The 20,719-nt window shown below is 69.9% G+C and carries 22 protein-coding genes, 1 tRNA gene and 1 pseudogene; 13 read left to right on the forward strand and 11 right to left on the reverse strand.

The genetic code is table 11. From position 1 onward, the window contains the following. Window positions 1-146: 146 nt before the first annotated feature. Entirely contained in the window at window positions 147-635 is a 489-nt protein-coding gene (locus tag IEX05_RS02935) for an NUDIX hydrolase (protein WP_188699908.1), read from the forward strand. 4 nt (window positions 636-639) lie between these two features. On the opposite strand, the gene IEX05_RS02940 is transcribed toward IEX05_RS02935, so the two are convergent. After that, on the reverse strand, window positions 640-1,026 hold the full coding sequence (locus tag IEX05_RS02940) for an RNA-binding S4 domain-containing protein (protein WP_188699909.1): 387 nt from the start codon (window positions 1,024-1,026) through the stop codon (window positions 640-642). 40 nt (window positions 1,027-1,066) lie between these two features. Between IEX05_RS02940 and IEX05_RS02945 the strand changes: the two genes are divergently transcribed. The 3 genes from IEX05_RS02945 (at window position 1,067) to IEX05_RS02955 (ending at window position 2,546) form a co-directional block, all read left to right on the forward strand. Further along, window positions 1,067-1,477, forward strand: coding sequence for a nitroreductase/quinone reductase family protein (locus IEX05_RS02945; protein ID WP_188699910.1), 411 nt, complete (start codon window positions 1,067-1,069; stop codon window positions 1,475-1,477). Window positions 1,478-1,567: 90 nt separating this feature from the next. Beyond that, window positions 1,568-1,644, forward strand: a tRNA-Pro gene (locus IEX05_RS02950). 518 nt (window positions 1,645-2,162) lie between these two features. Further along, window positions 2,163-2,546, forward strand: coding sequence for a hypothetical protein (locus IEX05_RS02955; protein WP_188699911.1), 384 nt, complete (start codon window positions 2,163-2,165; stop codon window positions 2,544-2,546). An 80-nt stretch (window positions 2,547-2,626) separates the two neighbouring features. Here IEX05_RS02955 and IEX05_RS02960 read toward each other — a convergent pair whose 3' ends face one another. Together IEX05_RS02960 and IEX05_RS02965 are read right to left on the reverse strand one after the other, a co-directional pair. Beyond that, window positions 2,627-3,151, reverse strand: a complete 525-nt coding sequence (locus IEX05_RS02960) for a GNAT family N-acetyltransferase (RefSeq protein ID WP_188699912.1) — start codon at window positions 3,149-3,151, stop codon at window positions 2,627-2,629. Beyond that, a complete protein-coding gene (locus tag IEX05_RS02965; RefSeq protein WP_188699913.1) occupies window positions 3,151-3,492 on the reverse strand; it encodes an ArsR/SmtB family transcription factor in 342 nt (113 codons plus the stop codon). Before IEX05_RS02965 ends, IEX05_RS02960 begins: the two co-directional genes overlap by 1 nt. 81 nt (window positions 3,493-3,573) lie before the next feature. Here IEX05_RS02965 and IEX05_RS02970 point away from each other — a divergent pair, with 81 nt between their 5' ends. Then, window positions 3,574-4,908 carry an NAD(P)-binding domain-containing protein gene (locus tag IEX05_RS02970; protein ID WP_188699914.1) on the forward strand — a complete coding sequence of 445 codons (1,335 nt, stop codon included), beginning with the start codon at window positions 3,574-3,576 and terminating at the stop codon, window positions 4,906-4,908. A gap of 65 nt (window positions 4,909-4,973) precedes the next feature. On the opposite strand, the gene IEX05_RS02975 is transcribed toward IEX05_RS02970, so the two are convergent. From IEX05_RS02975 to trxA, 4 genes are read right to left on the reverse strand one after another with little or no spacing between them, the layout of a single operon-like run. Beyond that, window positions 4,974-5,378, reverse strand: coding sequence for an arsenate reductase ArsC (locus IEX05_RS02975; protein ID WP_188699915.1), 405 nt, complete (start codon window positions 5,376-5,378; stop codon window positions 4,974-4,976). A 14-nt stretch (window positions 5,379-5,392) separates the two neighbouring features. Next, the gene (locus tag IEX05_RS02980; protein ID WP_188699916.1) at window positions 5,393-6,397 is read right to left on the reverse strand and encodes a metalloregulator ArsR/SmtB family transcription factor; all 1,005 of its coding nucleotides are present in this window, start codon (window positions 6,395-6,397) and stop codon (window positions 5,393-5,395) included. Then, window positions 6,394-7,482, reverse strand: a complete 1,089-nt coding sequence (gene arsB, locus IEX05_RS02985) for an ACR3 family arsenite efflux transporter (RefSeq protein ID WP_188699917.1) — start codon at window positions 7,480-7,482, stop codon at window positions 6,394-6,396. Before arsB ends, IEX05_RS02980 begins: the two co-directional genes overlap by 4 nt. Next, window positions 7,479-7,814 (reverse strand): thioredoxin, encoded by a 336-nt coding sequence (gene trxA, locus IEX05_RS02990; RefSeq protein WP_188699918.1) that lies wholly within the window; start codon window positions 7,812-7,814, stop codon window positions 7,479-7,481. The genes arsB and trxA overlap by 4 nt, the downstream gene beginning before the upstream one ends. Before the next feature lie 224 nt (window positions 7,815-8,038). Between trxA and IEX05_RS02995 the strand changes: the two genes are divergently transcribed. Both IEX05_RS02995 and IEX05_RS03000 read left to right on the forward strand, forming a co-directional pair. Then, a complete protein-coding gene (locus tag IEX05_RS02995; protein ID WP_444543264.1) occupies window positions 8,039-9,388 on the forward strand; it encodes an IS30 family transposase in 1,350 nt (449 codons plus the stop codon). 7 nt (window positions 9,389-9,395) lie between these two features. Continuing rightward, window positions 9,396-9,687: pseudogene (locus tag IEX05_RS03000) on the forward strand (IS3 family transposase); the annotation flags it as partial. Window positions 9,688-9,728: 41 nt separating this feature from the next. Here the strand turns inward: IEX05_RS03000 and IEX05_RS03005 are convergent. After that, window positions 9,729-10,694, reverse strand: coding sequence for a LacI family DNA-binding transcriptional regulator (locus tag IEX05_RS03005; protein ID WP_229661096.1), 966 nt, complete (start codon window positions 10,692-10,694; stop codon window positions 9,729-9,731). A gap of 122 nt (window positions 10,695-10,816) precedes the next feature. Here IEX05_RS03005 and IEX05_RS03010 point away from each other — a divergent pair, with 122 nt between their 5' ends. From IEX05_RS03010 to IEX05_RS03025, 4 genes are read left to right on the forward strand one after another with little or no spacing between them, the layout of a single operon-like run. Then, on the forward strand, window positions 10,817-12,454 hold the full coding sequence (locus IEX05_RS03010) for an HAD family hydrolase (protein WP_229661097.1): 1,638 nt from the start codon (window positions 10,817-10,819) through the stop codon (window positions 12,452-12,454). 25 nt (window positions 12,455-12,479) lie between these two features. Next, window positions 12,480-13,379 (forward strand): DUF8171 family membrane protein, encoded by a 900-nt coding sequence (locus tag IEX05_RS03015; RefSeq protein WP_114116270.1) that lies wholly within the window; start codon window positions 12,480-12,482, stop codon window positions 13,377-13,379. Next, on the forward strand, window positions 13,379-15,076 hold the full coding sequence (locus tag IEX05_RS03020; protein ID WP_188699922.1) for an ABC transporter ATP-binding protein: 1,698 nt from the start codon (window positions 13,379-13,381) through the stop codon (window positions 15,074-15,076). The genes IEX05_RS03015 and IEX05_RS03020 overlap by 1 nt, the downstream gene beginning before the upstream one ends. Beyond that, window positions 15,073-15,906 (forward strand): energy-coupling factor transporter transmembrane component T family protein, encoded by an 834-nt coding sequence (locus IEX05_RS03025; RefSeq protein WP_188699923.1) that lies wholly within the window; start codon window positions 15,073-15,075, stop codon window positions 15,904-15,906. The genes IEX05_RS03020 and IEX05_RS03025 overlap by 4 nt, the downstream gene beginning before the upstream one ends. Window positions 15,907-15,995: 89 nt before the next feature. On the opposite strand, the gene IEX05_RS03030 is transcribed toward IEX05_RS03025, so the two are convergent. From IEX05_RS03030 to IEX05_RS03040, 3 genes are all read right to left on the reverse strand, one after another. After that, on the reverse strand, window positions 15,996-16,607 hold the full coding sequence (locus tag IEX05_RS03030) for an FMN-dependent NADH-azoreductase (RefSeq protein WP_188699924.1): 612 nt from the start codon (window positions 16,605-16,607) through the stop codon (window positions 15,996-15,998). Window positions 16,608-16,617: 10 nt separating this feature from the next. Then, window positions 16,618-17,748, reverse strand: coding sequence for a cation:proton antiporter (locus IEX05_RS03035; RefSeq protein ID WP_188699925.1), 1,131 nt, complete (start codon window positions 17,746-17,748; stop codon window positions 16,618-16,620). Between the two features lie 80 nt (window positions 17,749-17,828). Then, window positions 17,829-18,437, reverse strand: coding sequence for a flavodoxin family protein (locus IEX05_RS03040; RefSeq protein WP_188699926.1), 609 nt, complete (start codon window positions 18,435-18,437; stop codon window positions 17,829-17,831). Window positions 18,438-18,540: 103 nt separating this feature from the next. Here IEX05_RS03040 and IEX05_RS03045 point away from each other — a divergent pair, with 103 nt between their 5' ends. Then, on the forward strand, window positions 18,541-19,455 hold the full coding sequence (locus tag IEX05_RS03045; RefSeq protein WP_229661098.1) for a cation diffusion facilitator family transporter: 915 nt from the start codon (window positions 18,541-18,543) through the stop codon (window positions 19,453-19,455). Between the two features lie 106 nt (window positions 19,456-19,561). Continuing rightward, complete coding sequence (locus IEX05_RS03050) at window positions 19,562-20,704, forward strand: baeRF2 domain-containing protein (protein WP_188699928.1); 1,143 nt, start codon at window positions 19,562-19,564, stop codon at window positions 20,702-20,704. Window positions 20,705-20,719: the final 15 nt, after the last annotated feature.

A 20,719-nucleotide genomic window follows, 5' to 3' on the forward strand; every position in this document is an offset into this window, starting at 1 on the left:
GGTTGCAGCCGGTCCCCGAAACCTGGCGAACCGCGGCGCGAGGGGCGGATCCGCGCACGCGCCCGCGCGCTCGGCGCAATGGATCCGTGTGTCACCGAGTTACGCGGATCCGCCCGCGAACGCCGCGGCGCCCGTACCATGGGGGCATGACCGCGACGATGCCCTTCCGGCCTCACCATCCGGGGGATGGCTGGGTCGAGAGCGCGGACGGATCGCGGTATTGGGGCCTGTACGGCGCCGCTGGCCTGCTCGCCTACGACCAGGATCGCGGCGTTCTCATGCAGCACCGCGTGGGGTGGAGCCACTTCGGCGGCACCTGGGGGCTGCCCGGCGGTGCGCTGCACGACGCGAGCGAGTCGCCCGTGACCGGCGCGATTCGCGAGGCGCAGGAGGAGGCCGGCGTGCCCGACGGGTCCGTCATTCCGCGCGCCCAGCACGTCTTCGACGTCGGTGTGTGGCGCTACACGACGGTCATCGCCGTCGTCGTGAATCCGTTCGAGCCGGTGATCAGCGACCCCGAGTCGCTCGAGCTGAAGTGGGTGCCAGTCGACGAGATCGAGGACTACCCGCTGCACCCCGGCTTCGCCTCCACATGGCCCGACGTGCGCGCCGCGCTCGCCCGGCTCACCGCCTGACGCGTCAGGGCTCGCGGGAGTCGCGGCCCGTGAGGCGATCGATCTCGCGGCGCTCGCGCTTCGTGGGCCGACCGGATCCGCGATCGCGGTGCACGATCGGCGCATAGAACTCGCGGGGTCGCGGGGGAGGAGTGAGATCGGTGTACGCCGTCGCGGCGATGGGGGCGCCCACGCGCTTGAGGAGGAGCCTCTCGACCTTGAGGATCTTGTCGAAGCCGTTGATCCGAGCGCGCACCTCGTCGCCCACCCGCACGGCGTGCGCGGCCTTCACCGGATCGCCGTTGACCCGCACGTGCCCGCCGCGAATCGCCGTCGTCGCGGCCGAACGCGTCTTGTAGATGCGCACGGCCCACAGCCACACATCGCAGCGAACGGAGCTCGGTTCGGTCATCCCCCTATTCTCCCGCATCCGCCACTGGCAGGATGAGCGCATGGGCTGGAATCAGGACATCATCGACGAGTTCCGAGAGAACGGCGGCACCGTGAAAACGGGCGGCTTCGGCCGCGAGCTCATCCTGTTGCATCACACCGGTGCGCGGACGGGAATCGTGCGCGTGACCCCCGTGATGGCGCTACGCCCCACCGCAGGCGAATGGCTGATCGCAGCGTCGAAGGCGGGGGCCGACGAAAACCCCGCCTGGTTCCACAACCTCGTCGCGAACCCTGACACGACGATCGAGGATCCCGACGCCGGCACCGTGCGCGTCGAGGCGGAGGTGCTGCACGGCGAGGACCGCGACCGCGTCTGGCGCCTCTTCGAAGCCGCGAGCGAGGGCTTCGCCGCCTATCAGCGAAAGACGGCCCGCACGATTCCCGTCCTCATCCTCCGCCGCACGCGCTGACGCGCCCGGGATCCGCCCCCGATTCGCGCGGATCGCGCGGGCCGGGTAGACTTATCGAGTTGTCTTCCTGAGGGAAGGCAAATGAAATTTCGGGCTGTGGCGCAGCTTGGTAGCGCACTTGACTGGGGGTCAAGGGGTCGCAGGTTCAAATCCTGTCAGCCCGACCATGAAGTAGTCAGAAACCCCGGAAAATCAACGATTTTCCGGGGTTTTTTGTTGCCCGGAATTAGCTGAATTGAACCTCTGCGCCCGCTAGTGTGCCCGCAGGCCTCGCCACGAAAGGCCGAACACGCCCGGGATTCCGCGCTCCTTCCTCTGATTCTGTCGGACGCTGTTTCCTTACAAGTCACGTTCAGTAACGCTGAATGCCACCCCTGCGCCGTTCGAGTCCTCACTGTCTCAAAAGCCCTGGGTTCCCAGGCTCAATTGCCGTTTGATGACGTGGCGCTCAAAGCCGTGTTCCAGCAGGAAGGGCGGCCTGGTTGCTTCGAAGGATAGAGCTCAGAGTTCTGCGGGCTTGTCCTGCCGCGCTGACTCCTTCGGGGTCGCGCACGGCGACAAGGAGAGCCTAGGTGCACCAGATGTACCGGAAGTCGGTGCTGGTCTGGACCCGAGCGCCCAACCCAATCCGTCGAGCCTGGGCAACAATGGAGGCATCAGAAGCGCGCGGAGAGGAGCGTCGGCAGTGATTGACCGGATCTACTACGAAGACCAGACTCACTGGTCTGACGCGGACTACTACGCGCTCTGGCGGTACTTCGACCACCTGGCCGAGTACTTGGGCCCGACGCAGGCGCAAGCCCAGCTCCCCGAGCGCCGATCGGCTCGCATTCAGGCCCGCAAGACCGGCGTCCGCGACGATGAGTTCGCCACGATCGACCTGGCCCGCATGCCTGCAGAGAGCCAGAGGTTGCTCAGGGCGGTGCTCGTCTCGCAGCAGCGTTACGACCTGGTGCTCGAGGAGTTCCCGAATCTCGCGGCCCTGGCCCAGGCTGTCCCGGAGGCGGAGCCCAGAGGCTTCAGCCAGTACCCGCCTGCTGTGCAGGAACTATTGACGCCCCGCGATTGACCCCGTGGAGCGCTTAGAGACGTCCCGGGCCGAGGCTCCGGCCGCGCGGTCCAGCGACTTGCTGCCGGCCAGCGCCGGCCTTACCGAGCCTCAGATCCGTCCTGGCCCGAGCGCCGTTCGAGCAGGATGGTGTCGCGCCACTGGCCCGCGAGCGGGCCGTGCTCCATGAGCGCTATTCGCTCGCGCCGGCCGACCTGGCGGAACCCCGCTCGCTCGTGGAGGCGGAGGCTGGTCGTGTTCTCGGGGAAGACCGACGACTGGATGGTCCAGACGCCCGAGCGCTCAGCGGCGCTGATCAGCCCCTCCAGCAGGAGACGCCCGACGCCTCTGCCCGACGACTGCGGCGCGACATAGACGGAGTGCTCGACCACGCCCCGGTACACGGCGCGGGCGGAGATGGGGCCCGCGGCCGACCAGCCGACGACCGTCGGTCCGTCCGCCGCGACGAGCATGAGACCAGGATGCTTGCCCGCTACGAACCTGCCCCAGGAGGTCGGCGGCTCGGATTCGAACGTCGCGTGGCCGGTCTCGATCCCGGCGCGGTAGATCTTCTCGACCTCGGGCCAGTCCGCCTCGGCCATCGGCCGGAGCCCGATCGCTCCCATCAGCCCAGCAGTGCCTTCGCCGCGTCGGCGAGCGTGCCGGTGGTTGGCTGGTAGTAGGCCCATTTCCCGCGCTGCTCGCGGGTGACGAGGCCCGCCTCGACGAGCAGCTTCATGTGGTGGGAGACCGTCGGCTGCGACAGGCCCACGGGGTCCGTGAGGTCGCAGACGCACATCTCGCCGGCGCTGCTCCCGACGATCATGGAGAGCAGCTTCACCCGCGTCGGGTCGCCGAGCGCCTTGAAGACCTTCGCGAGGTCGTGGGCCGTGCCGTCGTCCATCGCCTGGCCGGGGGCGCAGCAGGAGCCTGCGCTGGTGTCGATGGTGACGGGCGGTGCGTTCATGACTCTATTCTGCCCGACGTATTGACATCTGTCGATATGAGCGTCAGGATCGATTTGTCTCACATCGAAGAACGTCAATGCATGGAGGTCGCAGTGAACCCTGTCGTCGTCATCGGTGCCGGTCCGCAGGGACTGGCCGCCGCAGCCCACCTGATCGAGCGGGGTCTCGACCCAATCGTCCTGGAGTCCGGCGACACGGCTGCCTCCGCGGTGGCCGAGTGGGGCCACGTGCGCCTGTTCTCGCCGTGGACGGAGCTCACCGACGCCGCGTCGCGACGCCTGCTGGAGCCCACCGGATGGTCGGCCCGAACGCAGGGCTACCCGACCGGCGCGCAGTGGATCGAGCAGTACCTCGCGCCCCTCGCAGAGGCCCTCGGCGACCGCGTGCGTTACGGGACGCGGGTCGTCGGCGTCGGCCGCAAGGGCCGCGACCTCTCCGTCGACGCCGGCCGTGCCGAGCAGCCCTTCGTCGTCCACGTCGAGCGCGCGGACGGCACCGAGGAGCGGGTCGAAGCGAGCGCTGTGATCGACGCCGCGGGCACCTGGCGCACTCCGAGCCCTGCCGGCGCTGACGGGCTCCCTGCCCTCGGCGAGAGCGCAGCGACAGACGCAGGCCTCCTGGAGCACCGCATGCCCGCGATCGAGGACGCCAGCCCCCTGGCGGGCCAGCACGTCGTGGTGGTCGGCAACGGGCACTCCGCGGCGACGACGATCGGGATCCTGTCCAGGGTGGCCAAGCGCGAGCCGGGGACGCGGATCACCTGGGTGCTGCGCCGCGGCGCGGTCGGCAACACCTTCGGTGGCGGCAGCGCCGACGAACTGCCCGAGCGGGGCGCGCTGGGCCAGCGCGCGAAGAAGGCCGTCGAGGACGGTCTCGTCGATCTCGTGACCGGGTTCCGCACCGAGCAGGTCGTCATCGACGGCGGCCAAGCAGTGCTCGTGGCAGAGGACGGCCGACGCCTCGAGCCTGCGGCGCGGGTGTTCGTCGCCACCGGCTTCCGTCCCGACCTGTCCTTCCTCTCCGAGATCCGTCTCGACCTCGACATGCGCCTACAGGCCCCATCGAAGATCGCCGCGGAGGTCGACCCGAACGTCCACTCGTGCGGTTCCGTCCGGGCCACCGGCGCGGCCGACCTCGAGCAGCCCGAGCCAGGGTTCTACATCGTGGGAGCGAAGTCCTACGGACGCGCGCCGACCTTCCTCGCCCTGACCGGGTTCGAGCAGGTCCGCAGCGTCGTCGCCGCGATCGCCGGGGACCGCGAGGCAGCCGAGCGCGTGGAGCTCGTTCTGCCGGACACGGGTGTGTGCGGCGGCTCCGGCCTCTTCGACGCGCCCGACGAGCAGTCCGCAGCCGGGTCCTGCTGCGCCCCTGCGCCGCAGCTCATCCAGCTCGGCATGGCACCCGCTGGCCGCTGACCCGCGGGAAGCGCGAAGGGGCAGGAACCAAGACGGCTCCTGCCCCTTCGTGCGTGCGGTATTGCTCAGCCCAGGAGCTCCGCCAGCAGCGTTTCGACGCGGGCCTTGATGTCGTCGCGGATCGGGCGCACCGCCTCGATGCCCTGACCGGCGGGGTCGTCGAGTTTCCAGTCCTCGTAGCGCTTGCCGGGGAAGAACGGGCACGCGTCGCCGCAGCCCATGGTGATCACGACGTCGGAGTCCTGCACCGCTTCGGTCGTGAGCACCTTGGGCTGCTCGGCGGTGATGTCGATGCCCTCCTCGCGCATGGCCTCGACGGCGACCGGGTTGATCTGGCCGGCGGGCATGGACCCGGCGGATCGGACCTCGACGCGTCCTGCCGCGAGGTGGCGGAGCCAGCCGGCGGCCATCTGGGAGCGGCCGGCGTTGTGGACGCAGACGAAGAGGACGGAGGGCTTCTGGTCGGTCATGGTTTTCGCAACTTTCAGTCGGTGAGGGTGGCGAGGAGGTCGCGGACGCGGGCCTCGATGTCGTGGCGGATCGCGTCGACCCCTTCCGGGGAAGCGAGGGCCGGGTCGCCGACGGCCCAGTCCTCGTACCGGACCCCGGGGATGATTGGGCAGACGTCGCCGCAGCCCATGGTGACCACCACGTCGGCCGCGCGCACGGCGTCGTCGGTGAGGGGCTTCGGGAACGCCGTCTCGGCCTCCTGCGCGCCCTCGATCTCGGTGAGCAGCGAGCGCACGTGCGGGTGCACGTCCGACGCCGGGGTGGAACCGGCGGAGCGTGCGACCACGCGGCCGTCGGCGAGCTGGTTGACGATCGCGGCGGCGAGCTGGGAGCGGCCCGCGTTCTGCACGCACACGAACAGCACCTGCGGCACCCCGGCCGAGCGGTCCCGCGTCAGGTCGGTGAGGCGCTGCCGGGCGAAGCGTTCGGTCAGCGGGATCATGTGCGCCGTCAGCTTGGCCGAGCGCACCAGGCCGGCGTAGGACTCGCGCACGATCGCGATCACGAGGTCCCGGTTCAGCCCGGTCAGCTCGTCCGCGAGCTCTTCGGCGAGGCGGGTCACGCGGGCGTCCATCTGCCGCAGGGCCTCGGCCCGTGCTGCGGTGTCTTCGGGTTCGTCGGTGACGGCGGCGGCGGGAGCGAACGCGTCGAGGAAGGTCGCGACGGCGCGCTGCTTGCCCGGGGCGATGCGGTAGTACACCCAGGTGCCGCGCCGCTCGGACAGCAGCATTCCGGTCTCCTTCAGCACCTTCAGGTGGTGCGAAACGGTCGGCTGCGACACCTCGGCGAGGTCGGCGAGGTCGCACACGCAGGACTCGCCGCGCGGGTCGGTCGCGATCGCGGAGAGCATCCGCAGCCGCAGCGGGTCAGCGAGCGCTTTCAGTGCCCCGGCCACGGTCGTGGCGGCCTCGGTGCCGATCGCGTGTGCCGTGGACGGTGCGCACGTGTCGGCGTCGGAGATGACGGTCGTGTCGGTCATGACGTCCTCGATTCGGTGGCGTAGGGGTCGGTGTGGAACCATGCCTTCGCGGCCCAGAGCGAGACGTAGACCAGGCCCACGAGCACGGGCACTTCGATGAGCGGGCCGACGACCCCGGCCAAGGCCTGGCCGGATGCCGCGCCGAAGGTGCCGATCGCGACCGCGATGGCGAGCTCGAAGTTGTTGCCCGCGGCGGTGAAGGCGAGCGTCGTGGAGCGCGCGTAGCCCAGGCCGAGGGCTTTGCCGAGCAGGATCCCGGCGAACCACATCAGCGCGAAGTAGACCAGCAGCGGCAGCGCGATGCGGGCGACGTCCATCGGGTGGGAGGTGACCTGTTCGCCCTGCAGGGCGAACAGCAGCGCGATCGTGAACAGCAACCCGTAGAGCGCCCACGGCCCGATCCTCGGGAGGAACTTCGCCTCGTACCAGTCGCGCCCCTTGCGCTTCTCGCCGATGAACCGGGACGCGAAGCCCGCGACGAGCGGGATACCGAGGAACACGAGCACGTTCAAGGCGATCTGCCAGACCGAGATCTCCAGCCCCTGCGCGTCCAGCCCCAGCCAGCTCGGCAGCACGGTCAGGTAGAACCAGCCCAGCACCGAGAACATCACGACCTGGAACACCGAGTTGATCGCGACCAGCACCGCGGTCGCCTCACGGTCGCCGCACGCGAGGTCGTTCCAGATCGCCACCATCGCGATGCAGCGGGCGAGCCCGACGATGATCAGCCCGGTCCTGTACTCGGGAAGGTCCGGCAGGAAGATCCACGCGAGCGCGAACATGACTGCGGGCCCCACGAGCCAGTTCAGCACGAGCGAGGAGACGAGGAGCTTTTTGTCGCCCGTGACGGCGGCGACCTTGTCGTAGCGGACATTTGCGAGCACTGGGTACATCATCACCAGCAGGCCCAGCCCGATCGGGATCGAGATCCCGCCGACCTCCATCGCCGAGAGCGCGTCCGAGAGCGCGGGCACGAAGCGGCCGAGCAGGAGGCCCGCGACCATCGCGAGGCCGATCCACAGCGGCAGCCACTTGTCGAGAGTGGAGAGCCGCTTCGGGGCGGTGCGAGTCAGGGTGCCGGTCATGCGAGCAACTCCTCGATCTTCGCCGCGTAGACGGGCTTCGGATGCGCACCGATCAGCACGTCCACGCGCTCCCCGTCCCGGTAGAAGCCGAGGGTCGGGATCGAGGTCACGCCGGCCGCGGTCACGGTCTCCGGGTTCTGGTCGGCGTCGACCTTCACGACCTTCACCCGGCCCGCGTACTCGCCGGCGAGTTGGTCCAGTATCGGGGCGATCGCCCTGCACGGGCCGCACCAGGTCGCCCAGATGTCGACCACGACGGGCAGCTCGGACTCAAGAACCTCCGCCCGGAAGGTCGCGTCGGTGACGGGGACTGGAGAGGCTTGATTCGACATGCTTCTATATTGAAGCCCTTCTATTCAGATCGCAACCTCAAGCCGTACACGTCATCGAATGTTCACTTTCGCGCGGGCACCGAGGGCGGATTCAACTGGTCGTCGCAACACCTTGACCGTGGAGGTGTTGCGCAGTGGCGACGAAGTACTGGTCTGCGAAGACGAGCGAGGTTCCTGAAGGGGCGCGCCGCCAGTGGCGCGCGGATCGAGCGTTGCGACCGCCGATGCGATCGCCCGGGCGGCCTGAGCCGTCGCGGGCGGTGCAACGGCAGTTCGGGCGTCTAATCGCGACGGGAATCAACTCGGCCGAAGCTGCTTTGAGGGTCGGCGTGTCCGTGCCAGTCGGGAGCCGCGGGTTTCGTCACGCTGGCGGCATGCCACCGATCTCACTGGCCGAGCCCACCGGTCGTTACCTGTCCTTCGAGGAGCGTGAGGAGATCGCTCTGCTGCGCGCCAAACAGGTCGGGGTGCGTGAGATCGCGCGCAGGATCGGCCGCGACGCGGGAACGGTTTCCCGCGAACTGCGTCGCAACGCGGCCACCCGCAGGGGGACGCTGGAGTACCGGGCGTTGGTGGCGCAGTGGAAGGCGCAGCAGGCGGCGAAGCGACCGAAGACGGCGAAGCTCGCGGCCAACGACACGTTGCGCGAGTGCGTCCAGGAGCGCCTCGCCGGCAACATCCGCCGGCCAGACGGCAGCATCGTCGTCGGGCCTGAACCGCCGGCATGGAAGGGGTTGAACAAACCGTATCGGCAGGACAGGCGGTGGGTTACCGCGTGGAGTCCGGAGCAGATATCGCACCGTCTGAAGGTCGACTTCCCGGGTGATGAGTCCATGCGCATCAGCCACGAGGCGATCTACCAGTCGCTGTTCATCCAGGGCCGTGGCGCGCTCAAACGCGAGCTCGTCACCTGTCTGCGAACCGGCCGCGCACTCCGGCGGCCACGGGCTCGAACGCGGAACCGGCCACAAGGGCATGTCACCGCGGATGTCCTGTTCTCCGAACGTCCCGCGGAGGCTGCGGACCGCGCCGTCCCCGGGCATTGGGAGGGCGACCTGATCATCGGCACAGGCCGGTCGGCGATCGGCACGATCGTCGAGCGCAAGAGCCGCTCGAACCTGCTGGTGCATCTGCCCCGACTGGAAGGCTACGGCGAAACCCCACCCGTCAAGAACGGTCCCGCGTTGGGCGGCTACGGCGCCATCGCGATGAACGCCGCGCTGAGCGCGTCGATGACGAAGCTTCCCGAACAGCTCCGCAAGACACTCACCTGGGATCGTGGCAAGGAACTCTCCGCGCACGCTCAGCTCGCGCTCGGGACCGGCACGAAGGTGTTCTTCGCCGACCCCCACTCGCCCTGGCAGAGACCGACGAACGAGAACACGAACGGGTTGTTGCGTCAGTACTTCCCGAAGGGCACGGACCTCTCACGCTGGTCCGCCGAGGACCTCGAAGCAGTCGCGCTCGCGCTCAACAACCGGCCACGCAAAAGCCTCGATTGGAGGACACTGACCGAAGTGTTCGAGGAGCAGCTACGCTCACTTCAACAACCCGGTGTTGCAACGACCGGTTGAACTCAGGCAGTTCCGAAGCCGAAAATTCCGGCGCGCGCTCACCCGCCATCACATGGTCGGAAGCATGGGCAGAGTCGGGTCGAGCGGAGACATCGCCGCCATGGAAAGCTTCTTCGCGCTGCTGCAGAAGAACGTCCTCGACCGCCGCTCCTGGACCACCCGCGAGCAACTGCGCATCGCCATCGTCACCTGGATCGAACGGGACCTACCACCGCCGCCGACGCCAGGCCCGCCTAGGCCGATTGACGCCCATCGAGTTCGAGACCGTCATGAACACGACCGTCGCACTGGCGGCGTGACTACAACTTGTCACCTATTCGTGCAGCAGTCCCCTCGCCCCTTACGACGACCCCCGCACCACGAGCGTGGGGGAGGCCACCGCGCGCTCAGGCTGTCCGCCGTTGAGCAGGCCGAGCGCTTGCGCCATGGCGGCGGCGCCCATCTCGCCACGCGGCTGATCGACGCTCGTGAGGCCGGGGCGGACGAGGTCGGCGAGTTCGGTGTTGTCGTAGCCGACGACGGCGAGGTCGTGGGGCACGCGGACCCTGCGGTCGATCGCCACGGCGACGATCTGGGCGGCGATGCGGTCGTTCGCGGCGAACGCGGCCGTGGGGCCGCCCGCCGCCACCGCGTCCAGCAATCGCGCGATGCCGTCGTCGCGCACGTCGTACTCACGGGCCTCATCCACGAGCGCGCGGTATGCGTCGCGGCGCGCGACCGACGCGGGGCGCGAGGATCCGTGCACGTAGGCGACGCGGTCGTGCCCGCGCTCCTGCAGGTGCGCGACGGCGAGCCGGGCGCCGGTCTCGTCGTCGTTGCGGATCCACCCGGCCGCGTCGGGCACGGACGCGGGGCGCCCGACGACCACGATCGGGACGCGATCGGCGAGCGCCGCGAGATCGTCGGCGTCGAGGTGGCCGGTAACGGCGATGACGGCGTCGACGCCGAGGGCGGTGAGGCCGGCGAGGCGCTCGCGCAGCAGCTCGCGGTCGCGTCGGCCATGGCTGAGGACGACGTCGAATCCGGCCGCGGCGGCCGCATCCTCGATGCCGTTGACGATGTCGGTCTGATACGCGTTGCGCAGATCGGTGAGGAGCACGCCGACGAGGCTGCTGCGCCCGCTCACGAGGCGCTGCGCCCACCCATTCGACCGGTAGCCGAGCTCATCGGCGGCGGCGAGGATCCGGGATCTACTCGCGGCGCTCACCCCGCGCTCGCCGCGCAGAGCCGCCGAGACGAGCGACTTCGATACGCCCGCGGCGCGGGCCACGTCAACGATCGTGGGGCGTCGCGCGGTTCCGGTCATGCCTCTCATTCTGGCAGGGGGAGCGGCGTTCTCGCGGAGGCGGGACATCGCGTCTGGAACGTTCCGGATCCGTTTACTGAGGAGCCACCGGGATGTCACCCCGCGACCGTAGCGTCGCTGTCGTGACCGACTCGCAGACAATCCCCACGACACCATCCTGGAACGTTCCAGAAGCGCTGTTGCTCGACTTCGGCGGCGTGATCTTCCAGACGCGAAAGGATCCGGCGGGCAAGCGGCGGCTGGCCCGCGCGCTCGTCGCCCGCCTCGCGCGGGCGGGGATCGTCGCCGATCTCGACCGCGTGCACTCCTCGATCGAGGCGGGGCTCACCGCGCTGAAGCATTGGAAGCACGCGCAGAGTCGTCGGCGCCTGCCACGGGAGCTCCCACCGCGCGAGATCGTCGGTGACTTCCTCGTCTCCGACCTCGACGACGCCTCACGGGCGCTCCTCACCGCGGAGGCGAACGACGTGCTGCTCGAGGTGACGACGACCCTCTCGACCCACGAGGTGCGCCCCGGAATCCGGGAGCTTCTCGATCTGGCCGACGCGCACGGAATCCCGGTCGGGATCGTCTCGAACGCGCACTCGGGCCGCAGCCACCGCGCCGTGCTGGCCGAGCACGGGCTCGCAGACCGCTTCGCGGTGCAGTGCTACTCGGACGAGGTCGGTCTGCGTAAGCCGCACCCGGGGATCATCGAGCTCGCGGCCGAGGCCTGCGGCACCACGCCGGATCGCTGCTGGTACGTCGGAGACACGCAGGACCGCGACGTCGTCGCCGGGCGCCGCGCCGGCGTCGCCGCCGTCATCCTCACCCGCAGCGCCCACACGGACGCCCCACCCTTCGCGGTCGACGCGACGGCTGATGCGGTCTATGCGACTCCCGAGGGGCTCGCCGGCGCGCTTCGCGACGCGCTCGCCGCCGGGAAGCAGGCGGCGCCGATGCACGGTCTGACCCACGATGACGACACGCTCGGCCGTGCGCTGTTGATCGACCACGGCGGTGTGATCTCGCTCTCGGTCGACGACCACGAACGGGTCGACGCCTTCGCCGCCTGGTTGTCGCGCCTGCTCGCCGGCCCCGAAGCGGGGCCCGACCCGGCCGAGGTGACGACGCTGATCGCGCGCGCCCGCGTCGCGCACGGGGCGTTCAAGCGCGAGGCGACGCGGCGCTTCCTCGACGACGCCGCACCGCTCGCCGAGGCGGATCCGGTCGTGTTCTGGCGCGACTGGTTCGGAGGCTCCCTCAGTGCGCGCCAGCGCGCCGTGCTGACGGCGGAGGCGCACGACGTCATGGCCCGCTACGGCCGCGCGAAGTCGCGCCGGAGCCTTCGAGCGGGCGTGCGTGAACTGCTCGAGACGTGCCGCGCCGAGCGCGTGCCGGTCGTGGTCGTGTCGAACACCGTCAGCGGCCGCGCCGTGCGGGCGGAGTGCGCGGCGCACGGCATCGACCACCTCATCGCGGCGTCGGTGTGTTCGGACGAGGGGGGCGTGCGCAAGCCCGACGCGTCGCTCGTCCGGGAGGCTCTCGTGATCGCACGCGCGGATCCGGCGCGCACCTGGTTCCTCGGCGACAAACCGCAGAACGACGCCGTGGCCGCGCGCGCGGCAGGCATCGCCCACCGCGTGATCGTGCGCGGCGGATCCACCGCCGACGCCGACGTCGACGCCGCCCTGACGACGGGCCTCGCCACGCACGCCGTCGACGAGCCCGGCGACCTCGTCTCCCTGATCTCGGCCGTGCCCGCGGCCGCGTCCGCCTGACCCCGATCCGAAAAGGAACTCCCCGATGTCCCTCTCCCAGACCGATGTCCGCCGCGGCGAGTTGCGCGGTGGCGACGCTCCAACGACGAACACACCGCAGAACCTCATGGTGTTCGTGCTGTCGATGGCACTGTTCGGGCTCTCGAACATCATCCTCGAGGTGATTCCCGACATCACCATCGGGCCCGTCGACTTCTCCGTCAGCTACTTCGTCTTCGTCCCGATCACGCTTGCGGCCCTGCTCAGCCCGTTCTGGGTCGCCCTCGGCGCCCCGCTCGGCGAGATCATCTTCACCGACCTCCTGATGGGCGACTTCTCCGGCCTCGCTGAGGTCGAGGGCTTCATCCAGATGTTCCTCGCGATCTACATCGCGGGCTCCGTCATCCGGAACCCCCGCAGCAAGGGCCAGATCGTTCTCGGCTCGCTCCTCGTCGTCGGCATCGACAAGTTCCTCTCGGCGACCGTCGACCTCCTCAAGGTCTGGGTCGGCGTGGAGGACGCGGAGTTCGTCGAGGGGCTGCCCGAGTCGGTCCTCCTGCTCGAGGGCATCGGCTTCGGCATCGACCTCATCATGTCGGGCGTCCTCTTCGGCGCGATCCCCGCACTCTGGCTCATCCCCGCCCTCTATCAGCGCATCGAGCCGATGCTCGGCCTGCAGCCCCGCGAGCCCGGCAAACGGATCCCCGGATCCGTCCCGCGCGGCGGCTGGTTCGTCGCGGTCGCGATCCTCGCCGGCATCGGATCCTTCTTCTTCGCCTTCCTCGAGGCCTGGGACGTCGAAGTCGGCTCCGTCGGCGGGGAATTCCGCGATCGCTTCGGCGACGGCTTCCTGTGGGTCAGCGTCGGCGCCATCGTGGTCGTCCTCGTCATCGCCGTCATCCTGTTCGCCGTGTGGCGCGGCCGCCGCGGCGCGGGGGAGCGCTGATGGCGGATCCGATCATCGAGGTGCGTGAGCTCAGCTTCCGCTACCCCGGCGCCGGGCGCGACACCCTGCGCAACGTCGACCTCACGATCGAGCGCGGCGACTTCGTCGCGATCGTCGGCGGCAACGGATCCGGCAAGACGACGCTCTGCAAGACCTTCAACGGTCTCGTGCCGCACTACTGGTCGGGGGAGTTCGCCGGCTCGGTGCGCGTCGCGGGGGAGGACACCTGGGAATCGTCGGTGGCACGGCTGTCGTGGACGGTCGGATACGTCTACCAGGACTTCCAGAACCAGCTCGTGCGCCCCACGGTGCGCGACGAAGTCGCGTTCGGCCCGATCAACTTCGGCTTCGACGATCACGCCGAGCGCACGGAGGAGGCGCTCGCCGCGGTGGGTATCGCCCACTTGGCAGACCGCTTCGTCTGGCAGCTCTCCGGCGGGCAGGCTCATCGCGTCGCGCTCGCGTCGGTGTTGGCGATGCGGCCCGAGGTGATCGTCGTCGACGAGCCCGTCGCCGAGCTCGACCCCGCGGCGGCGCACGAGGTCTACGAGCAGCTCACGGCCCTGAACCGCGAGCGGGGCATCACGGTCATCACGATCGAACACCACGCCGAGTTCATCGCCCAGTACGCGCGGTCGGTGGTGCTGATGAGCGACGGCGCGCCGGTGTGGCACCTGCCCGCCGACGAGGCCCTCGAGCGCGCGGGCGAGCTCGCCGACCACGGGATCCCCGCGCCGCAGATCGTCGACGCGTTGCGCGCCGCCGGCGTGGGCGGCGTCGCGCGCTCCGTGGACGCGGCGGCGGCGCGGATCCGCGCGGCGCGGGCCGCGGCGCCGGGTGCCGGGGCCGCGGTGCCGGAGCCGCAACCCGATCGGGCGGTGGTCGTCGAGGCGCTCCGCGTCTCGCACGGCTTCCGCAGTGTCTCGGGCGAGGTGCAGCCCGTCATCGACGAGCTCGATCTGGCGCTCCGAGAGGGCGACCGCGTCGCGATCATCGGCGGCAACGGTGCGGGCAAGACCACACTCATGCGCTTGCTCGCGGGGATCCACGTGCCCCGCTCGGGCGAGGTCATGTTGGACGGTTCCAACACCCGCGCCTCGCGCGCCGGCCGCCTCGCGGAGAAGGCCGCGTACCTCTACCAGCAGCCGGAGCGGATGTTCCTCAAGGAATCGGTGCGCGCCGACGTCGAACTGTTCCCCCACAGCCGGAAGGACCCGGAAACGACGGCGATCGTCGACCGGATCCTCGAACGGGTGCGGCTTACCGAGTTCGCCGAGCGAGACGCCCGGACCCTCTCAGGCGGCCAGCAGCGGCGCGCAACGCTCGCGATCGGGCTGGCGATGCGGCCCGCCCTCCTCCTGCTCGACGAGCCGACCGCGAGCCTCGACGTCGCCAGCCGCGACGACGTCATCGACATGCTCGCGGAACTCGACGGCGCGATCTCCTGCGCCGTCATCGCGACGCACGACATGCACCTCGTCTCGGAATGGGCGACCCGCGTGATCGCGCTCGAAGACGGGCGCATCGTCGCCGATACGACACCGCGCGCCCTGTTCGCCGATGACGAGCTGCTCTCTCGCGCCCGACTCGTTCCGCCGCAGGTCGTGCAGCTGGGGCGCGCGCTCGGCATGGATCCGCTTCCGCTCACGGTCGCCGAGTTCGCGGCCGCATTCGACCCCATGGAGGTTCCGGCATGAGCGTCGCCCGAAAGCAGCGCGATGTGGTGAGCGTCGAGTGGGTCAAGCTCGAGCTCATCCGCACCGCCTACTCGACCCGCGGCGGCCTCTTCGCCGCCATGGATCCGCGCGCCGTCCTGGCCTGGTACGTGATGCTCGCGCTCGCCCCGTGGTTCACCCACAACCTCACGACGATTGCCTGCTTGTTCGCAGTGGGCGTCGCCTCCGTCGCCGTCGCGCGCGTCGGCCCGCTCGTGCTCGGCCTGTTCGTGATCGGTCTCGGTTTCGAACTCGTGTACCTCGTCTTGGCCGCGACGCTCTTCGGCGGCGATTTCACCACCTTCGTCGCCCTGACGGAGGTGACGATGAAGATCGGTGTCGTCTCGCTGGCGAGCCTGGCCGCCTTCGTGTCGCTCGACCCCGAAAAGCTCTCGGACGCGCTCCTGGCTCTGCGCTGCCCACCGACGATCGCCTTCGCCGTGTCGTACGGATACCGGATGATGCCGATCCTCGTCGAGGAGTTCTCGACGGTGATGGAGGGGTACCGCCTGCGCCAGGCGCCGCCCGCGAAGGCCGGCTTCCTCGGCTGGCGGCATCTCGTGCACTGGGCGACGCTCGCGGTGAGGGCCTTCTACCCGATCTTCCTCAACACCGCCAAGTCGGTGCGGACGACCGTCGAGGCGCTCGAGGCGCGGGGCTTCACCTTCGCGACCATCGACGGCCGCGGTCGCCGGATCCGGATCGCCGGGCTCCGGTATCGGTGGCTCGACCTCGTGGTCGTCCTCGCGACGGCCGCGCTCATCGCCGCCGGCTTCGCCATCGGCGCAGAGTGGCCCCTGTATCGCGGGTGAGCTGTATCGCGGGTGACTCGCCGGTATCACGGGTGAACAGGCTGTATCGCGGGTGAGTCGCCGATATCGCGGGCGACGCGCCGAGGGTCCTACAGCGTCGCCCCGAGCTCCGCGCACCGCGCCCGCGCGGCGTCGAACTCGGCCTCCGCGAGCGCGCGCTCGGCCTCGCTCGCCGCGAGCGTGCGCGAGGCGACGACGACGGCGACGCTCATGCCGAGGCTCTCGCCGAGCATGATACGCAGCGACTCGGTGCCGTGGTCCCAGCCCTCGCGGCCGGAACCGGCGTCGTAGGACATCCCCGAGGCGGTGACGATCACGGCCGGCCTGCCCGCGAGGGGGCGCACGGACCCGGCCGTGACGCCCGGGATGTGGATGTGATCGACCCAGGCCTTCAGCACCGATGGCATCGAGTAGTTGTACATCGGCGCCCCGACGACGAGCGCATCGCACGCGAGCAGCTCGTCGAGGAGCTCCTCCTGGATCCGCCAGGCGCCCTCGCTCGCTTGCTCGCGGGCACCCGGCGCGTCCGGCCAGTGCTGCGCGGCGGCTTCGATGTGCGGCACGGGGGTGCGGACCAGGTCGCGCGTCACGACGGTGTGTCCGTCGCGCACCCGCCATGCCGCGCCGAGCGCGGCCGTCAGCGCTCGCGTGCGCGAGGATGCGAGGTCGGCCGAGGAATCGATGTGCAGGAGCTGGGGCATAGAGCGCAGACTATCGCGGTTCCGGAACCCGGACACGGCCCGCCGCGAAGGCGGACACGGCGACCGTGATCAGCGCGCCGAAGAGGATCCCGGCGCCTTCGCCCGGCGCGAGGGCCGAGGTCTCGATGCCGAGGGCGACGGCGGCGATCGGGATGCCGAGCTGGCCGGAGGAGGAGATGGCCTGCATCCACGGAAGACCGAAGGCGCGTGCCGCCAGGTGGGCGACCACGGCCCCCGTCGCGAGCGCGAGCCCCAGGAGGATCTTGTCGGGATGCTCGGCGAGGTCGCGCAGGTTGATCGACGCGCCGAGCCAGACGAAGAAGAGCGGCCCGAGGAAGCCCTCGGTGACGCCGAACAGCTGGCGGGCGAGCCGGCGAGGCTGTCCGATGCTCGCCAGCACGAGGCCGAGTGCGAATCCCGCGAGCATCACCGAGACGTGCGTCGCCTGCGCGATCGCGGCGAGGAGGCACAGGATCAGCACGCTGATCCGCATCTCGAGCGCGAACTCGCGCGACTCGGAGAACCGGTGCAAGCGCCGCGTCCACCCGCGGCGCCCGGCGAAGCGCACCGCGAGCGTGAGCATGACCGCGAACACACCGATGGCGACGGCGCCCAGCGCCGCGACGGGCGCGCGGGACGGCACGATCACCAGCGGCAGCGCCGCGATGCAGGCGATGTCGGCGATGGCGATCTGCGCGATGAGCTGCGCGATCTTGCCCTGCTCGATGTTGAGCGACTGCAGGATCGGCAGGACGAGCGCGGCGGAGGAGGACGAGAGCAGCACCCCGTAGAGCGCGGCGTGCTCGGTGCCGAACCACAGCGAGATGAGGGTCCCGAGCACCGCCCCGACGATGCCGACGGCGATCGCCCCGAGGAAGCCGCGCCCGATCACCGCGCGCACCTCGCGATCGCGCACCGGCACCTGCGAGCCGATCACCAGCATCGTGAGCCCGAAGCCGGTGTCGGCGAGGAAGGCGAGCGTCGCGTCTTCCGGGTCGATCCAGTTCAGGGCGGTCTTGCCGATCACGACTCCGGCGAGGAGTTCGCCGATCACGACGGGCACGCGCCACGACTTTCGCGCCGCCAAGAGAGGCCCCAGCATGCCGACGGCCACGATGAGGGCCAGGGTCGTGAAGGTCATAGCCACAAGGTAGCGCCCGCCCGAGCGCGAGCGTGGGGCTTGCGGTCAGGCGGGCGATGTGCGTCGGCGCGCGCGCCGGATCACGCGGGATAGTGGCTGATCTTCAGCGATCGCGCGAGATGGGCGGCGTTCGCCGCGGCGGTCTTCATGGCTTGCGCGACCTTCTCCGGCGTCTGCGGGAGGTCCTGATAGTCGACACCCTGCATCGCCTCGCCGTTCCAGTACACGCTACCCTGCGCGGGTACGGTGAAGCCGACGTCGTTCAGCGACTGGAAGAGGATGGCGGCGATGTGGTGCGCGCCGTCCTCGTTGCCCACGATCGCCGCGAGCGCGACCTTGTCGAACAGGATGGGGCGGCCGGATCCGTCGGTTTCGCTCAACTCGGCGTCGAGCCGCTCGAGCACTCGCTGAGCGACGCTCGAATGCTGTCCGAGCCAGGTGGGCGTCGCCAGGATCAGGATGTCGGCCGCGAGCACCTTCTCGCGTATCTCGGGCCACTGGTCGCCGTCGCCCATATCGGTCTCGACGCCCGGGGCGATGGCGAAGTCCACCGCACGGACGCTCTCACCCGTTGCCCCGAGGGCGCGAAGTTCGTCGAGGATCTGTTCCGCGATCTTCTCGGAGCTCGAGGCGTCCGGAGACGGCTTCAGGCTGCACGTGATCGCCAGGCAGTTCAATGTGAGGTCCATGGCGCGAGCGTACGGCGGTGTCGCGCGCGCGGCAGCGGGGTTTCGGGCTGCGGCCCGGTGCGATATAGGCGCGCGGCCACCGCCGCGGGCATATCCTGACCCCGTGACAGTCCTCATCGCCTTCCTCGCCAACGTGCTCGTCGCGGTCGCCAAGACGGTCGCGGCCGTCTTCACCTCGTCGGCGTCGATGGTGGCAGAGGCCGCGCACTCGTGGGCCGACGCGGGCAACGAGGTCTTCCTGCTCATCGCGGACCGCCGCGGTGCGCGCCCGAAGGACGAGCGGCACCCGCTCGGCTTCGGCAGGAGGTCCTTCGTGTGGGCGCTGATCGCCGCCTTCGGAATCTTCACCGCCGGCGCGATCGTGTCGATCATGCACGGTGTGCAGGAGCTCCGCGAAGACGAGGCGGTGGAGTCGCCTCTCGTCGCCTATATCGTGCTCGCGATCTCGTTCGTGCTGGAGGGGATCTCGTTCGTGCAGGCCTTCCGCCGTTCGCGGCGGCTCGCGCGCGAACGCTTGTCGTCCACGTGGGACTTCGTGCTGAGAACGAGCGATACGACCCTGCGCGCCGTCTTCTTCGAGGATGGCGCGGCGCTCATCGGTCTGCTGATCGCCGGATCCTCGATCGCGCTGCATCAGCTCACGGGGGTCGCTGCGTGGGACGCCGTGGGCTCGATCCTGGTGGGCGTGCTGCTCGCGGTCGTCGCGATCGTGCTGATCGCGCGCAACATGGCGTTCCTCGTTGGAACGACGATCTCTGCGAAAGAGCGGCGGCAGATCGGAGAGGCGCTGTTGCGCATGCCTCAGATCGAGCGCCTCACCTATCTCCACGTCGAGTACGTCGGCCCCAACCGGCTCTTCGTCGTCGCTGAGGTCGACCTCGCGGGCGACGAGAGCGAGCACCGGGTCGCGTGGCGGCTGCGCGAGGTCGAGCGGACGATCGAGAAGCACGAGGCCGTGGAAAAGGTCGTTCTCTCGCTCTCCGTTCGCGACGAGGCGTCGCTCGCGTTCGACGCCTAACGCGCCCAGTACGCCGCAAGCCCGGATCCGTCAACCCTCGCGCGGCGACCGCGCGCATTTCCTATCCTCGGTCGGACCGAAACCGCCAGGACCACGAGGAGAAATCATGACGAATAACCGGCTGAAGGAGATCATCGAGCGGCCAGGATCCTGGACCAGCGCATACGTGGACGGCGACGGGCCGCGTCCCCGGGTGGAGGAAGAGTCGCGCGAACGTTCCGTCGGCGATCGCCTGCTCGAGATCGGCGCGCCGGCGGAGGACGCCGACGCGATCGCGCAGGCCCTGGGTGAGCGGCGCGGAGTCGCCAGCCCATCCGCGCGCATCGTGCTCGCGAGCGCGGGCGAGGTTGTGCTCGACGAGAGCTTTTCGGGCGCGCGGCGCGGCCCCGAGCGGCTCGTACAGGGGCCGCTCCCGCTGATCGTTCCGCTCCTGCGGCACGAGAGCGATGACGCGCGGTACCTGGTCGTGGAGGCGAGCCGCGACAGCGCCGACATCCGCCTGGAGACGGCGACGCGGGGAACCTCCTCCCGCACGCAGATCGAAGGCGATTCCGACGACATCACCAAGGTGCAGGCGGGCGGGTGGTCCCACGCGAACTTCCAGCGCTATGCGGAGAGCACGTGGAAACGCAATCAGGCGGAGGTGGCCGAGACGGTGCGCGAGATCGTGCGCGAGTCGCGCCCCGTCTTCGTCGCCGTCGCGGGCGATGTGCGGGCCCGACAGCTGCTCATCGAGGAGCTCGGAGACCTCGAGCACACGCCGATCGTCGAGGCCGACGCCCACACCCACGCCGATGGCGCCGACAGCGCGAAGCTCGACGACGCGATCGCGAGCGCACTCGAGGATCATGCGCGCGACCGGATCCAGCGGATCCGCGACGGCGCCCTCGCGGACAACGGATCGGCCGGTGCCGAGGGAATCCCTGCGGTCGTCGCGGCACTTCAGCAGGCGCGCGTCGAGGCGGTGGTCCTCGACAACCGCATGCTCGACGCCGACGAGGAACTCCTCGCTCTGGACGCCGCGCCGTGGGTCGCCTCGGATGAGTCGGAGATGCTGGACGCGAACCTCATCTGCCGAACATCGGCGGCCGAGGCACTGGCGCGCGCCGCCGTGCTGACCGATGCCGAGGTGGTGATTGAGGAGGAGCCCGCTTCCGCCGAGGACGCGCCGCGAGAGGAGCGCCCCGTGCGCGAGCCACTCGCGAGCCTGCGCTGGCCCGACCCCGACGACGCCACCGAAGGCGCCTGATCGCAATATCGGGCC

Source organism: Microbacterium nanhaiense, from assembly GCF_014646015.1.
Classification (GTDB): Bacteria; Actinomycetota; Actinomycetes; order Actinomycetales; family Microbacteriaceae; genus Microbacterium; species Microbacterium nanhaiense.

Excerpts from the sequence above, each read along its gene's own strand:
- IEX05_RS02935 (WP_188699908.1), top strand. The coding sequence starts at position 147 with ATGACCGCGACGATGCCCTTCCGGCCTCACCATCCGGGGGATGGCTGG.
- IEX05_RS02940 (WP_188699909.1), bottom strand. The coding sequence starts at position 1,026 with ATGACCGAACCGAGCTCCGTTCGCTGCGATGTGTGGCTGTGGGCCGTG.
- IEX05_RS02945 (WP_188699910.1), top strand. The coding sequence starts at position 1,067 with ATGGGCTGGAATCAGGACATCATCGACGAGTTCCGAGAGAACGGCGGC.
- IEX05_RS02960 (WP_188699912.1), bottom strand. The coding sequence starts at position 3,151 with ATGGGAGCGATCGGGCTCCGGCCGATGGCCGAGGCGGACTGGCCCGAG.
- IEX05_RS02965 (WP_188699913.1), bottom strand. The coding sequence starts at position 3,492 with ATGAACGCACCGCCCGTCACCATCGACACCAGCGCAGGCTCCTGCTGC.
- IEX05_RS02970 (WP_188699914.1), top strand. The coding sequence starts at position 3,574 with ATGGAGGTCGCAGTGAACCCTGTCGTCGTCATCGGTGCCGGTCCGCAG.
- IEX05_RS02975 (WP_188699915.1), bottom strand. The coding sequence starts at position 5,378 with ATGACCGACCAGAAGCCCTCCGTCCTCTTCGTCTGCGTCCACAACGCC.
- IEX05_RS02980 (WP_188699916.1), bottom strand. The coding sequence starts at position 6,397 with ATGACCGACACGACCGTCATCTCCGACGCCGACACGTGCGCACCGTCC.
- arsB (WP_188699917.1), bottom strand. The coding sequence starts at position 7,482 with ATGACCGGCACCCTGACTCGCACCGCCCCGAAGCGGCTCTCCACTCTC.
- trxA (WP_188699918.1), bottom strand. The coding sequence starts at position 7,814 with ATGTCGAATCAAGCCTCTCCAGTCCCCGTCACCGACGCGACCTTCCGG.
- IEX05_RS02995 (WP_444543264.1), top strand. The coding sequence starts at position 8,039 with ATGCGATCGCCCGGGCGGCCTGAGCCGTCGCGGGCGGTGCAACGGCAG.
- IEX05_RS03005 (WP_229661096.1), bottom strand. The coding sequence starts at position 10,694 with ATGACCGGAACCGCGCGACGCCCCACGATCGTTGACGTGGCCCGCGCC.
- IEX05_RS03015 (WP_114116270.1), top strand. The coding sequence starts at position 12,480 with ATGTCCCTCTCCCAGACCGATGTCCGCCGCGGCGAGTTGCGCGGTGGC.
- IEX05_RS03020 (WP_188699922.1), top strand. The coding sequence starts at position 13,379 with ATGGCGGATCCGATCATCGAGGTGCGTGAGCTCAGCTTCCGCTACCCC.
- IEX05_RS03025 (WP_188699923.1), top strand. The coding sequence starts at position 15,073 with ATGAGCGTCGCCCGAAAGCAGCGCGATGTGGTGAGCGTCGAGTGGGTC.
- IEX05_RS03030 (WP_188699924.1), bottom strand. The coding sequence starts at position 16,607 with ATGCCCCAGCTCCTGCACATCGATTCCTCGGCCGACCTCGCATCCTCG.
- IEX05_RS03035 (WP_188699925.1), bottom strand. The coding sequence starts at position 17,748 with ATGACCTTCACGACCCTGGCCCTCATCGTGGCCGTCGGCATGCTGGGG.
- IEX05_RS03040 (WP_188699926.1), bottom strand. The coding sequence starts at position 18,437 with ATGGACCTCACATTGAACTGCCTGGCGATCACGTGCAGCCTGAAGCCG.
- IEX05_RS03050 (WP_188699928.1), top strand. The coding sequence starts at position 19,562 with ATGACGAATAACCGGCTGAAGGAGATCATCGAGCGGCCAGGATCCTGG.